At 36.7% G+C, this 14682-nt stretch carries 10 protein-coding genes; 7 read left to right on the forward strand and 3 right to left on the reverse strand.

Annotated elements, in window-relative coordinates:
- Window positions 1-47: 47 nt before the first annotated feature.
- Entirely contained in the window at window positions 48-1856 is a 1809-nt protein-coding gene (locus tag AN34_RS03330) for a DUF4153 domain-containing protein (protein ID WP_051666182.1), read from the reverse strand.
- Window positions 1857-1989: 133 nt separating this feature from the next.
- Here AN34_RS03330 and AN34_RS03335 point away from each other — a divergent pair, with 133 nt between their 5' ends.
- The 4 genes from AN34_RS03335 (at window position 1990) to AN34_RS03350 (ending at window position 7118) form a co-directional block, all read left to right on the forward strand.
- Window positions 1990-4800 (forward strand): TonB-dependent receptor, encoded by a 2811-nt coding sequence (locus AN34_RS03335; protein ID WP_029282286.1) that lies wholly within the window; start codon window positions 1990-1992, stop codon window positions 4798-4800.
- A gap of 48 nt (window positions 4801-4848) precedes the next feature.
- Window positions 4849-5622: a GLPGLI family protein gene (locus tag AN34_RS03340; RefSeq protein ID WP_029282287.1), complete on the forward strand. Its 774-nt coding sequence runs from the start codon at window positions 4849-4851 to the stop codon at window positions 5620-5622.
- A 42-nt stretch (window positions 5623-5664) separates the two neighbouring features.
- A complete protein-coding gene (locus AN34_RS03345) occupies window positions 5665-6234 on the forward strand; it encodes a Crp/Fnr family transcriptional regulator (protein ID WP_029282288.1) in 570 nt (189 codons plus the stop codon).
- 449 nt (window positions 6235-6683) lie between these two features.
- Window positions 6684-7118 carry a carboxymuconolactone decarboxylase family protein gene (locus AN34_RS03350; protein WP_029282289.1) on the forward strand — a complete coding sequence of 145 codons (435 nt, stop codon included), beginning with the start codon at window positions 6684-6686 and terminating at the stop codon, window positions 7116-7118.
- Window positions 7119-7160: 42 nt separating this feature from the next.
- On the opposite strand, the gene AN34_RS03355 is transcribed toward AN34_RS03350, so the two are convergent.
- Together AN34_RS03355 and AN34_RS03360 are read right to left on the reverse strand one after the other, a co-directional pair.
- Complete coding sequence (locus AN34_RS03355) at window positions 7161-7949, reverse strand: rhamnogalacturonan acetylesterase (protein WP_029282291.1); 789 nt, start codon at window positions 7947-7949, stop codon at window positions 7161-7163.
- Between the two features lie 9 nt (window positions 7950-7958).
- Window positions 7959-9566 (reverse strand): glycoside hydrolase 43 family protein, encoded by a 1608-nt coding sequence (locus AN34_RS03360; protein WP_231625472.1) that lies wholly within the window; start codon window positions 9564-9566, stop codon window positions 7959-7961.
- 326 nt (window positions 9567-9892) lie between these two features.
- Between AN34_RS03360 and AN34_RS03365 the strand changes: the two genes are divergently transcribed.
- The 3 genes from AN34_RS03365 (at window position 9893) to AN34_RS03375 (ending at window position 14613) form a co-directional block, all read left to right on the forward strand.
- A complete protein-coding gene (locus AN34_RS03365) occupies window positions 9893-10849 on the forward strand; it encodes a pectinesterase family protein (protein ID WP_029282295.1) in 957 nt (318 codons plus the stop codon).
- Between the two features lie 156 nt (window positions 10850-11005).
- The gene (locus tag AN34_RS03370) at window positions 11006-12679 is read left to right on the forward strand and encodes a glycoside hydrolase family 28 protein (protein ID WP_029282296.1); all 1674 of its coding nucleotides are present in this window, start codon (window positions 11006-11008) and stop codon (window positions 12677-12679) included.
- A complete protein-coding gene (locus AN34_RS03375) occupies window positions 12679-14613 on the forward strand; it encodes a glycoside hydrolase family 88 protein (protein ID WP_029282297.1) in 1935 nt (644 codons plus the stop codon). The genes AN34_RS03370 and AN34_RS03375 overlap by 1 nt, the downstream gene beginning before the upstream one ends.
- Window positions 14614-14682 lie beyond the last annotated feature (69 nt).

Consider the following 14682-nt stretch of genomic DNA (forward strand, 5'->3'; position numbering starts at 1 on the left):
GGTGTTTATTTTCTCATGATACATCCCCCTTCCAAAATAGTTTTACACTATAATTTTTTAATTAATAAATGCGCTTCAATATTAAACCAGCTATTCTGTGAACTACTGCCAGTTTTGTAACCTCTTATTTGACCAATCACATAAGTAAACTGATAATTCTTCACTGTTTTAGAAAAGATAAGTTTGTTAGCAGGCATGAGAAATTCATTATAATTTTTAGTTGATTTTAATTTTTTAGCTTTCGCCAGTTGCACTGATTCCTCAAAAATTTTGGTGAGGTTAATTGCTAATTTGGCCGTATCACCCAGGTTAATAATTAAGTCTTTGTTATCAGTACGATCTATTTTTATTTTGATGCCATTGAACACCTTTTCGGTATTTTCATAGCTATTTATATCCAGAAGGTAATCAAATCCACTGATCGTAAGAAATTGATTATCTGTACTCACAAAAGTATATTCAATGCTGGAGGAAGAAATGTCCTTATCGCTAATCTTTAAAATGGAGAAGGCAGAATCCACTTTTATCTCATCTTTAACATATTGATAATCATCTCTACTGTCAATTACATTTTCAATATTACTTAGGTTTTTCGGAGTAAAAGGCTGCAAAGCATTTAAGCCATGTTTGGATATGATATACCTCACGACAGATGGTTTTTCATTCAGATCTTCTACCTTTTTAGAATATAATATCTTCTTCAGCCTCGCAATTTGCGAGTATTTAGAAATAGCTGATGCACTTTGAGGGCCATAAACCGCGAGCATAGTTAAAATAGCCAAACTGATTGGGATGATCTTAATATTTTGCCTTTTGCTAAAAAGAAAGTAAGCCGTTATGCAAGTTAGCCATAGGGCAATCAGTATTAAAATATACCTGCTTTCTGTTATTCCATAAGGTTCAACCCGCTTCCAAACCGCCAATAAAAGGAGTATGATGAGTGGAATCAGCATACTATAAAAAAAACGCGAGAAAAGTTTTATCCAACTGTTTCCTTCCTGATCTTTCATGGGATAAATCAGGAGCAGTGATAAGATTCCAAAAACGGCATAACCAATAATCAGACTGGAAACTAAACCTTTGGGCAGCGACCAGCTCACCATGATTTTGATTTCATAAAATAACAAAATCGCCAGGTAAATGGTCATTAGCGGAATGAGCACAAATTGCGTAAATATCTTCAAACCTTTTGGATAAGAAGATTCTGCTTCCAGTTGTTCAAAGTTTGTAGGTATACCTGCTAAAAAAAATACAGGACTAAAACCAGCGGCTATTATTGCAAAAACGCTCATGTATGTTTTCCAATCAATAGCAACATTAAATAAACCATCTACAGCCACTAACGCTATAGCCAAACCTCCATACAGCACAATAGAATAAAGCGCTGCTGTTAAAAAGCGCAGGAACAATACTTTATTAAATTGCCAGAAACCATTAATCTGGCCTTTATCCATAAACGGAGAAAAGGCGACAAACAAGTGAAACGCAAATGCCATCAGCGCAATTCTTAATTGATCAGTAAAGTTATCTACAGGATTTAATAAGAAAAAAAGTACCAGGCAGCCCAAAACCGCAAGGATTCTGATCAGCCACTTTTTGCCGTGTTTGTAGGCTTTTTTTTCTGCCAGCAAATCTAAGGCAAGTGTAAGGGTAAGACCAAGATTGCTGATTAATATGGCCTTCGTTAGATTGTTGAGAAGGTATTTATGTTGCAGTGAACCTACGCCGTAGCGATCAATATTAATATAATAGGTCCAGCACACCGTTGCAATCATAATAAACACGAATTGCACAGGGAAACGTTTAACCACAGTTAATAAGCCCTGATAGAGGTGTTGTATGGATGGAAGTTTCATTATTTAAAATTTGGTTAAATATAATTTTTTTAATGATTTAAGTATGACGTGATGATTTAGTTAAAAAAAGTTAAAGGCTTTTTTAACTAACTAATTAGTTTTATATTCGAGCACCAAACTAATCAATTATCTTATGAAACGAACGCTACTCTGCTTATGCTTTCTGGTTTTTGTTACTTCCTACCTGAAGGCGCAAATTGTTCACCAGATTAAAGGCCGTACTATTGACACTGCATCAACGACTTTACTTTCCGGATCTACCATTGCTGTATTAAATGCTAAAGATTCTACGCTGGTAAAATTTACCAGGTCTGCTGAAAACGGCTCGTTTGAAATCAATGGTATTAAAAATGGTAAGTTTATTCTATTGGTTTCTTATCCTAAATATGCTGATTTTGTTGATCATTTTACCCTGGATTCTACCAAGAAAGATATTGATTACGGTAAGATTAATTTAACAGGAATGGCCAAGCTTTTGGCAGATGTGATTATTAAAGGCGAAAAGGCGGCCATTAAAATTAAGGGCGATACCACAGAGTTTAACGCATCAAGTTATAGTATACAGCCTAATGATAAAGTAGAAGATTTATTGAAAAAACTGCCGGGAATACAGGTGGATAAGGATGGCAAAATTACGGCCCAGGGAAAAACCGTACCTAAAGTGCTGGTAGATGGGGAGGAGTTTTTTGGTGATGACCCAACCTTAGTAACAAAAAACTTGCGGGCAGATATGGTGGATAAAGTTCAGCTTTATGAAAAATCCAGCGATCAAGCGGCATTTACAGGCGTTGATGATGGGCAAAAGACACAAACCATCAATATAAAACTTAAAGAAGATAAGAAAAGCGGTTACTTCGGGAAGATTGATGCGGGTTATGGCACAAAAGATTTTTACCAGGGGCAGGCATTGTTCAACCGCTTCAAGGCCAAACAAAAGTTTTCTGTTTATGGTACGGCTGCAAATAACGGCACTACAGGTTTGAGTTGGGAAGACGGTAATAAATTAGGTGCAGGTAATAGTAATATGCAAATGGGTGATGATGGGAGTATGTGGTTTAGCTATGGTGGTGGAGATGACTTAGAAAATGGAAATTATTATGGCGAAGGGATACCACAGGCACTAACTGGTGGCGCACATTATGATAATAAATGGAATAGTGATAAGGAGAGTATTAATACCAATTATAAGTTGGGTGCCTTAGGTATAAAAACGACTAAAAACACTCTTAGTCAAAATAACTTACCTGATGGAATTATTAATACGAATACTGACGAAACTTCTGATCGAAATGTGTTCAGGCAGAAAATTGATGCTGTATATACCATTAAACTGGATACAACCAGTAACCTTAAAGTATCAGTTGATGGCTTGCTTAAAAACAGTGATAATACCTCTAGCTTAAATAGTATTGGATTAAGAGGGGATAACTCTAAACTTAACGAAAATAAGCAATCGAATAGTAACGATGGTAAAGAACAAAATTTTAACATCTCTGCCTTTTATACCAAAAAGCTAAAAAAAGTAGGCCGTAATTATTCTGTGAATATTAGTCAAAACCTCAATAATATCAATTCTGATGGTTTTTTAAATTCAGTTGTAGAATATTACGATGAATCTGGTTTACCTTTAAGAAAGGAAGTTACAGATCAGTTAAAGAAAAACAATACCCAGAATTCTATATTTAGTAGCAATGTAACCTACAATGAGCCACTAACCAAATCATTGGCTTTAGTATTAAATTATGGTTTTGGTATTAATGAAAGTCGTTCAGATCGTAAATCTTTCAATCAATCATCACCTGGAAATTATGATATTCTGGATAAAGAATTTAGTAACGATTTTAAAGCTAGTCAATACATTAATCAGGGTGGAGCTGTTTTTAACTATAAAAAGCCTAAAACAACGATCAGTTTTGGTAGCAAGGTAAGTGCTGTAAAATTTGATCAATTAGAACAACTCTCTAATCAAAGTTATAGTAGAAGTTTCATAAATTGGTTACCTCAAGCCAGTTATATGTATAAGTTCTCCGCTCAAAGGGCCTTTAGGTTCAGTTATAACGGAAGTACAAATCAACCTACTGTTAACCAGTTGCAGCCGGTAAGGGTAAATGATAATCCATTATATCAACCTCTTGGTAATCCAGATCTGGCACCATCCTTCAATAGTCGGTTTAATGCAAGTTATAATGCTTATAAAGTTTTAAGTCAGCAATCAATATACATTAATGGTAGTTTCAGCTTTGTTAGCAAAGCAATAGTGAGTAGCACAGAAACAGATGCTTCTGGAAAGACAATAGCGAAATCTGTTAATTTATCAGATAAAACCCCGGTTAATTATAATTTATATAGCGGTTTCAGTAGAAAAGTTAAGTTTCTATTTGATACCAATATCGGACTAAATTTAAATGCAAGTGGCAATACAAATTACAGCTACGTAAAAAGTCAGTTAAGTGATGTGGTAGAATTAAATCAAATTGTGAGCACTAGTTTTTCTCCTTCCCTACAAATTAACAGGTACAAGGATAAGAGTGAAATCTATCTTAGCTTTGGCCCGAGTTATAACGCACAGGTAGCCTCGCTTCAAAAAGATCGTGCAAATAAAGGATGGGGGATGCAAGGTTGGGGAGGCTTCGGCTTAACATTACCAAAAAAAATCAAACTTCGTGCGGATGGCGAATATACTTACACACCTAAATCGCCAGCTTTTGATACCAGTTTCGAACAGATCATTATCAATGCAGCTGTAACAAAAGGTTTCTTTAAAAATGAAGATCTGAAACTTACCATTCGTGGGAATGATTTATTTAATCAGAACCGGGGTTTTAGGCGGTCTTCCTATTCCAATATGATCACGCAAACAAGCTATAATAATATCAGTCGTTATTTTATGTTTTCCTTAGTTTGGGATTTTAATAAAATGGGCGGTGGTGCGCTTCAAAAATAAAATATGATTTGAATGGTAATGATTCAAAATCCTTTAAAAATATTATAAATGAAATTAAAATATACTTTACTAATGCTGGTTTGCACAATGAATTATGCAATGGCACAAAATGCTAGGTTTGTAAACCAGGGCATTATAGAATTTGAGAAAAAGATCAATGTTTATGCATTGATTCAAGATCAGGCAAAAAAATATCCTGATAATTTTTGGAGTGCACAAGCGTTGGAGCAGTATCAAAAAAATAACCCGCAATTTAAAACTTTGAATAGTGAGCTTACTTTTAAGAATAACCAAACATATTTTAATCCACTGGCAGATGAAAGTGTGTCTAACAGTTGGTTGGGTAATTTTGCAACGGCAAAACAGAATAACATTATTTTAACCAATCTTAAGTCTGAAACCAGTATTATTCAAAAATCGGTTTATGAAGAAACCTACCTGGTTAAAGATTCCATCCGTAAAATAAACTGGAAAATAACTGATGAGTTCAGAAACATTGCAGGCTATGATTGTAGACGGGCAAATGCTTTGATTATGGATTCTATTTACGTAGTTGCCTTTTATGCGGATGTAATTCCGGTATCTGGCGGTCCGGAAACCTTTAGTGGGTTGCCAGGGATGATATTGGGCGTAGCTTTGCCACGTGAACATATTACCTGGTTTGCAACGAAAGTAAAAGATGTAGAGGTTACAGATGCACAGCTTAAAGTACCTTCAAAAGGGAAGCCCGTAAATAAAAAACAATTGAGTGATATTTTAAAGAGTGCGTTGAAAGATTGGGGCAATTATGCCAGTGATATCTTAAAATCTGCAGATATGTAATGTTTAAGTTGCGCACTTAATTATTTTGTTAGCCCGATAAAAATGTATAGCCAACTATATAATCATATTAAAAAGTTTGTTAGTTTGAGTAGTGGTGAAGAAGAAATTCTAGCCGCTTTACTCAAAACGGTATCTGTTAATAAGAAAGCATTTTTATTGGAGCAGGGGCAAATGTGCAAGGCAAATTATTTTGTTGTAAAAGGATGCATCAGGCTATATTTTATTGATATTAAAGGTGCAGAACAAACAACGCAGTTTGCCATTGAAAACTGGTGGCTATCTGACTTGACCAGCTTTCTGTTTCAAAAACCATCTGAGTTTTTCATTCAGGCTGCAGAAACCACAGAAGTGATTGCCATTGCCCATCATCATTACGAAGAAATGTTTACTCAATTGCCCAAGTTGGAGAGGTATTTTAGGTTGGTATTACAGAAATCTCACCAAGCTGCTCAAATGCGGATCAGGTATCTGTACAGCATGACTGCCGAAGAAAGATATCATCATTTTAATGCGTCATTTCCAGAGTTTGTTCAACGGATTCCACAATATATGCTTGCTTCTTACTTAGGTTTTACGCCTGAGTTTTTAAGTAAAATTAGGGCAAAGCGATAATGTTTACCATAGAGTTTATTGCTATAAAAATTGAGCTTATCTGTATCTTATATTACTATATGTTTCATAAATATTGTTTTCTGCAATTTAAGACATGTAAGGAAATATAAGATCACAAGTAAAGTTATAAGCATATAATTAGTGTCTAATAACATTAAAAATTGAGCTTATATGTATCTTATATTATTATATGGTTCATAAATATTGTTTTTTACCATTTAAGACATGAAAGGAAATAGACAATATCTTAATTGTTTCAACCAAGGAAGGCACTGAACAATGCCTAAAATCTTAAGAAGGTGATGTGATTATTAAACCTTATACCCAGTTTTGCTTTCTTTGCGAAGAGCTTTGTAAATTTTGCGGTTAACTCGCTTCTTTTCTTAAACTAGATTAAGTTTTTTGATCCTTTGATTCCAGACCTTTATAGTGTAATCAAAAATATAAAAATGGAAACTAGAATAAACATTAAAAAAGTGGAGCCAGCAGCTTATGAAGCCATGTATGGTTTAGAAAAATATTTATCAGGCACTAACATTAACCCAATCCTATTGGAACTGATTAAAATGAGGGCATCGCAAATTAATGGCTGTGCTTTCTGCCTAAATATACACAGTATAGATGCGCGTAAAATAGGTGAAACCGAGCAGCGTTTATACTTACTAAATGCATGGAGAGAGACCACTTTATTTACCGAAGAAGAGAAGGCAGTTTTAGCTTTAACGGAAGAAGTAACCTTAATTTCAAGCCATGTTTCAGATGCTACATACAGTAACGCTTCAAAATTTTTTAATGAGCAAGATTTAGCTCAGGTGATTATGTCCATTATTACCATCAATGCCTGGAATAGAATTGCCATAGCAACGAAGTTAATGGTTGACTAATTGCTTCGATCACTCATCTGCATGAGCAGATGAGTGATCATTTTAAGATTTATTTATCTTTTGTAAACCTTCGTAAATTAAACGTGCAATTTCCTTGGCACCAGCGGGCTGAAAATGCGTATTGTCATTTTGCCCCTTTGGGTAGGCGACATATTTCCCGGAATCTAAATTCATAAAATAGTTTCTGGTAACGAAATCAGTGCCTTTTGAAGTAAATAAATCTGCTGAAAGTGTGGTTAAGTCAATTACCGGAACACTTAATTCCTTCGCTACATCCATAACAGCCTGAGGATATTCACCATGAGCACTGCCAAGTACTCCATTCTTCCAGGGATAATTTCGGGTTACGGGAGTAATCAGAATAGATTTGGCACCTTTCGCCCTGGTTTCATTTACATACATTCTTAAAAATTTTTTATAGCCAGGAATATCAACATAACGCTCAGGTTTATCTTTTGCCCCATCATTATGTCCGAATTGAATGAGCACCAGGTCATTTTTCCTCAATGTAGATAAAACCTCTTTCCACCTGCCTTCTTCAAAAAATGACCTGGTACTTCTGCCACCTTTGGCTTTGTCTACTACCAGGGCACTATCATTTTTGATCAGATGATTTAAGTTTTTCAGATTGTCTTTTGTAAGGAACTGCTGAAAAACCTGTCCCCAACCCATTAGTGGATAACGTTTCTGCGTGTAATCTGCTTCAAGGCTATAATCAGCAACAGTAGAATCACCAATCAGGTAAACCTTAACAGGTTCACGCTTCATGATAAATGACATTAATAAAATAGTGATTCCTGTGAAAAAAAAGATTTGAATATATTTTTTCATATGCTACAGTTATTTTAATTTATCAATTCTGAACCAGTCATATTCCGCTATTCCGGCATCATTGGTTTGTGTCTCCCTTATAGCGAACAAGCCTACTTTTGCGCCAATCCATTGCCCCGCTGTAGCCTGAAATTCATCACCAACATGATTAAATTTGATGCCGTCTTCACTAAAACTAAACTGACATTTAGCACCTACAGCAACAGTTACCCTCATGTAAACCTGGCCTGATTTAAGTTTGGCAATTTCTTTTTCGCTTTCAGTTTTTCCCTTATCCGCACTCTGGCAAATGCCAAACATCAGATAAAGTCCATCCTTTCTACTTTGGACGCTGATTTTAGCATAACTTCTACCCATTATTACTAAACCGGTTTGTTCATTTTCAAGCTTCGGATTTGGCTTAAAATTAACCTTTGTAGTTACCGTAAATTCTTCTGCAGGAAATTTCTGCATCAGTAAATTAGGTACATCCCATAAGTTTTTTCCTTCTTCAGGAATTTTTGCCGTGTACAATTTTAGCACACCTTTTTGAGCATCAGTGAATAACCATACAGGCTGAGGATTGGCTTGCCACTGCCATTGCAGACCTAAAGTTTCCGCATCAAACTCATCGCTTTCTACAAGGGTTTCTATGGGATAAACTTTACCTACATTTGGTTTTTTATATACCATAACTGGTTCCCCAATACCATCATCATCCTGATCAGAACCAATTATTGGCCAGTTATTTTTCCATTTCATCGGTTGTAACTGAACCACTCTGCCATAGGCGTCTTTATCCTGAAAATGGAGGAACCAGTCTTCGCCGGCTGGTGTATTTACCCAGGCACCCTGATGTGGCCCGTTAACTGTTGATTTTCCCTGATCCATCACTACCCTTCTTTCATAAGGACCGTAAATATTTTTACTTCTTAATACCAATTGCCAGCCAGTAGAAACCCCGCCAGCTGGTGCAAACAAGTAATAAAAGCCATTGCGCTTGTAAAATTTAGGTCCTTCAATGGTTGGGTCTAAATCATGCCCATCATAAACAATTCTACCGGTCTCGGTAGCTTTTGTCCCATCTGGGGCAAGTGGCATTACGGCCAATACACTTTTAATTCCCGCTCTGCTACCCGCATAAGCATAAGCCAGGTAAGCTTTTCCATCTTCATCCCAAAGTGGACAAGGATCAATCAGGCCCTTGCCTGAAATAACCAGCTTTGGGGCAGACCATTCACCCGTTATGGTTTTGGCCTTAGTAAGGTAAATGCCGAAATCCGGATCAGGGTAATAAATATAAAATTCACCATTTCTATACCGGATAGCTGGTGCCCAAACACCATTGCCATGCTGGGTCTTTTCAAAATGATCAAATGGAGGTTGCCTTTTTAAAGCGTGTCCAATAATTTTCCAGTTTACTAAATCTTTTGAATGAAGAATAGGCAATCCTGGAACAGCGTCAAAGCTAGAAGCAATCAGGTAAAAATCATCACCCACGCGGATTGCATCAGGATCTGAATAATCGGCATTTATAACAGGGTTTTTATAATTTCCATTACCTTGATCAGCCACCCAAACTTTTGAAACATAACTTTTATTTTGAGATTGTGCCAACGCCTGGATGCAAAGACTCATTACTAGTATGGAGTTCAGGAAATATTTCATTATGATGATTGATATCTGGTTAGTATTATGGGATTAAATATTTAGCTAACGGTATTTAAGTAAGGCTGCTGATCAAGCAAAATAGTCAACTAACAAGATTAAGCCTTTTTTTATTTTTGAACAAGCTGATACTGTGCAATCGTTCCCGACATCGTTTGCGCATTTATTATTGAATTTCTTTTTTCCGGTGAATATTAATGTTTAAAATTGCTCATCATATATTTGTTAAAGCTCGGCTGCGTGATAAAGTTTAAACTTTGCGTGGCCGATTTTATTTATACTAACCAAAATCCGAGATGAAGTTTATAGCCGTAATTTTGCTTATTACGTTTTCATTTACCGCAAATGCCATAGATGTTAAACCTGATTTTGTGGTGGATGCAAAAGGAAGTGGTAATTTCAAAACCGTTCAGGAAGCCATTCATGCCGTACCCGATTTTAGAAATAAAGTCACCACTATATTCATTAAAAAGGGAATATATAAAGAGAAATTAATTCTGGCAGCATCTAAAAAGAATGTAAAGTTTGTGGGTGAGGATTTAAATGAAACGATTTTAACCTATGATGATTTTGCTCAAAAGAAGAACACTTTTGGAGAAGAGAAAGGTACATCAGGTTCTGCCAGTTTTTATATTTATGGAGAGGGATTTTCTGCTGAAAACATCACTTTTGAAAATTCTTCAGGTCCGGTGGGGCAGGCTGTTGCAGTTTGGGTTGGTGGCGATAAATCTGCTTTCATAAACTGCAGGTTTTTAGGTTTTCAAGATACGCTTTATACTTACGGAGGCAACAACCGCCAGTATTATAAAAGCTGTTATATTGAAGGTACAGTAGATTTTATCTTTGGTTCTGCTACGGCCTGGTTCGAAAACTGTACTCTTTTTTGTAAAAAACAAGGTTACATTACCGCTGCTTCTACCGCAGATACCACTAAATTTGGTTATGTTTTTAACCAATGCAAAATCAAAGGTGATGCGCCAGCCAATAGTTTTTATTTGGGTAGACCATGGCGGCCATATGCAAAGGTTTCATTTCTAAACTGTGAATTGCCAGAGTTTATTCGCCCGGAAGGCTGGAATAACTGGGGAAAAGAAAGTAACGAACAAACAGCATACTATGCTGAATATCAAAGCACAGGAAAAGGTGCACAGCCAACAAAACGGGTAAAGTGGGCTCATCAGCTTACCAATGAGGAGTATAAAAGTTACAATCTCGAAAATGTATTGCGTGGATGGAATCCAGAACAGAAATAGTATATTTAAATTACTGAAGATCAATATTTTGATTTTTTATAAAATTAGTTTTGCAAGTTTTTTCCGGCAACGTTTGCATAGATTTCTTTTCGCTTTTAGGGGCAAACAACGTACACTTGTTTTACAATAACCAAGTATAATTTAACCGCACACATAATGAAATACAGTTCTGGTAGTCTATGCCATTTTAAAATCGCCCTCGCATTTATTTTTATTTCTTCTGCAGGTGTGGCAATGGCTCAGCAAAAAATGAGTTTACCCATTATCCAGCAGGTTAACATTAAAAATGATACCACCAGTATTGTTGCTTTTGGAGCAAAGGGTGATGGAATTGCTTTGAATACAGAAAGCATCAATAAAACTATAGCCAACGTAAGTCAGAAAGGTGGAGGTGTGGTTTTAATTCCTTCGGGATTATGGCTTACCGGCCCCATAGAATTAAAAAGCAACGTTAATCTTCATTTAAAGCGTGATGCCATTCTTCAGTTTACAGCTGATTTCAATCAATATAAATTAGTAGAAGGAAATTGGGAAGGTAGACCAGCCTGGCGCAACCAAAGTCCAATTTCTGGAACAAACCTGCAAAACATAGCCATTACCGGAACCGGAATTATTGATGGAAACGGTGGCGCATGGCGCATGGTGAAGAAAGATAAGTTAACCGAATCTCAATGGAAAAATTTAGTTGCATCTGGCGGCCTTGTTCGTGAAGATGGTAAAATGTGGTATCCATCTGCTAAAACTGTTAAGGGATCAAACACTAAAAATGCAGGCGTAATTGAGCCTGGCAAAACAGCAAAAGATTATGAAGATATTAAAGATTTTCTTCGTCCGAATTTGCTGGTATTAACCAATTGCAAAATCGTTCTTTTAGAAGGTGTTACTTTTCAAAATTCTCCAGCATGGAACCTGCATCCATTGCTTTGTGAGGATTTAACCTTAAGAAATCTACAAGTTAAAAATCCGTGGTATGCACAGAATGGTGATGGGGTTGATGTAGAGTCATGTAAAAATGTATTAATTGAAGGCAGTACCTTTGATGTAGGTGATGATGGAATTTGCATTAAATCTGGTAGGGATGAAGCAGGTCGTAAACGTGGTGTACCTACAGAAAATGTAATTGTAAGAAACAATGTAGTATACCATGCGCATGGCGGTTTCGTTATTGGAAGTGAAATGAGTGGCGGTGCTAAAAACATTTGGGTATATGATTGCTCTTTTATTGGTACCGATATTGGTTTGCGTTTTAAAACGACCCGTGGTAGGGGAGGTATTGTAGAAAACATCTACGTAAACAACATTAACATGATTGATATTCCTGGCGAAGCCATCTTGTTTGATATGTATTATGCCGCAGTAGATCCAATTGTTTTAGCTGGCGAAAAGCGTGAGGCCATTAAAAGCGTAGTGGTTCCGGTGACGGAAGCTACACCGCAGTTCAGGAATTTTTACATCAAAGATGTAGTGGCTAATGGTGCCGGGAAAGCCATCTTTTTTAGGGGTTTACCAGAAATGAATATTAAAGATATTCACCTGGAAAATGTAACCATTCAAGCTAAAGAAGGCATAGAAATCATTGAAGCAACAGGCATTTCTTTAAAAAATGTAAATGTGATTACCGATAATTCTAACCCAATCGTCAATATTCAGAACAGCTCCAATATTAATATCAATAACCTTCAATATAAAAGTGGAGCAGAGTTATTGTTTAATGTAGCTGGTCAAAAATCAAAAGGTATTAAAGTGAGTGGAACAGATGGCTCGAAAGCTAAAAAGGCCACCAGCATTGCTGCCGAAGTAAATAAAAACGCATTAGAGATTTCAAAATAATGAAGAAGAGATCAATTTTATATACCGCAATTGCGCTTCTGGGATTCTCTATAGTATCCCTAACTGGTTTTGCACAAAAAAAACTTTCCGAGCAGTTAACCCGAACTGCAATGGAAAAACTGTTTCAGGATACCACCTTATTGAAAGGCGCCAAGGGCCCTAAATGGACATATGATATGGGGGTAGTATTGGAAGGTGCTGCTGCCGTTTGGCGCAATACCGGAAATGGCGACTATTTCAAATACATCCAATCTTCTATGGATGCCTATTTAGATAAAGAAGGAAATATTACAACCTACAAAGCCGAAGATTTTAACATTGATAATATTAAAAATGGCCGTTCACTTTTGCTTTTGTACAAAGTTACAGGTCAGCAGAAGTATCTTCTAGCAGCAAACAAACTTTACGACCAACTGCAAAAACAGCCCCGCACAAAAGAAGGTGGTTTTTGGCATAAGAAAATATATCCCAACCAGATGTGGCTTGACGGATTATATATGGGCGAACCTTTCTATGCTGAATATGCTAAACTGATGAAAAAAGATGCGGCATATGATGACATTGCCAATCAGTTTATCTGGATGGAAAAAAATGCACGCGATTCGAAAACTGGCCTTTTGTATCATGGTTACGATGAAAGCAGGACCGAAAAATGGGCAGACCCCAAAACAGGTTTATCACCTCACGTTTGGGGCCGGGCAATGGGCTGGTACATCATGGCGCTGGTTGATGTTTTAGATAATTTCCCTGAAAATCATCCACAGCGAAAAGAATTATTAGCTATTTTAAACCGGACGGCAACAGCGGCGGTAAAATATCAGGATGCGAAATCGGGTGTTTGGTATGATATTGTCGATCTGGCAACTAAAAAAGGCAATTACCTGGAAAGTTCTGCATCGAGCATGTTTGTTTATGGCTTAGCTAAAGGTGTTCGTAAAGGCTGGTTACCACAAACTTTTATGGCTGCGGCAAATAAAGGTTATGCCGGACTAAAAAAAGAATTTATTGAAAAGGCTGGTGATGAAAGGGTAAATCTGACTAAAACTGTTTCCGTTTCTGGTTTGGGCGGTAAGCCTAAATACCGTGATGGCAGTTTTGAATATTACATTAGCGAAAAGGTAATTACCAATGATCCGAAAGGTGTTGGGGCTTTTATTTGTGCTGCCGCTGAAATGGAAATAGCCGCATTGCCTAAAACTGGAAAAGGCCTGACTGTTACAGTTGATAATTTCTTTAACAACGAATACATGACTGGCCCAACGGGCGATAAAATTCCATTCCATTACTTGTGGGACGAAGACGATAACAATGGATTTTCTTTGCTTGGAAAAGTATTTAACGATTCAGGTGTAAAGACAGCAACGTTAAAAGCTGCACCAACCTTGGCGAATTTAAAGGGCAGTAATATTTACATCATCGTGGATCCGGATACAGAAAAGGAAACCGCGAACCCAAACTTTATGAATGCAGATCATGCCAAACAAATAAGTGAATGGGTAAAAGAAGGTGGTGTTTTGGTGCTGCTATTAAACGATGTAGGTAATTGTGAAATTACCAAATTTAATGTTTTGCCAGAATCATTTGGAATTAAATTTAATGAGGATAGCCGGAACAAAGTTCAAGGCGCAAACTTTGAGCAAGGCGCTATAAAAATTCCTGTCGGAAACACCATTTTTAAAACAGCTAAGAAGGTTTACATCAAAGAAATTTCAACGATTGTAGCCAAAACACCAGCTGTTTCAGCATTAACCGATAATGGTGATGTGATTATTGCCACCGCAAAATATGGTAAAGGAACGGTATTCGCCGTAGGCGATCCATGGTTTTACAATGAATATATAGATGGCAGAAAGCTTCCCGCAGAATTTGAAAATTTTAAGGCTACGAATGATTTAGTCAACTGGTTAATTAAGCAGGTGCCGGGGAAGAAATAAGATAGTAAGCAGCGGAAGTAAAATACATATAATCTTGTTTCTGCTACCGAAACTCAGAATTTATGCTTA

The organism is Pedobacter sp. R20-19, assembly GCF_000708265.2.
In the GTDB taxonomy this organism is placed as follows: domain Bacteria; phylum Bacteroidota; class Bacteroidia; order Sphingobacteriales; family Sphingobacteriaceae; genus Pedobacter.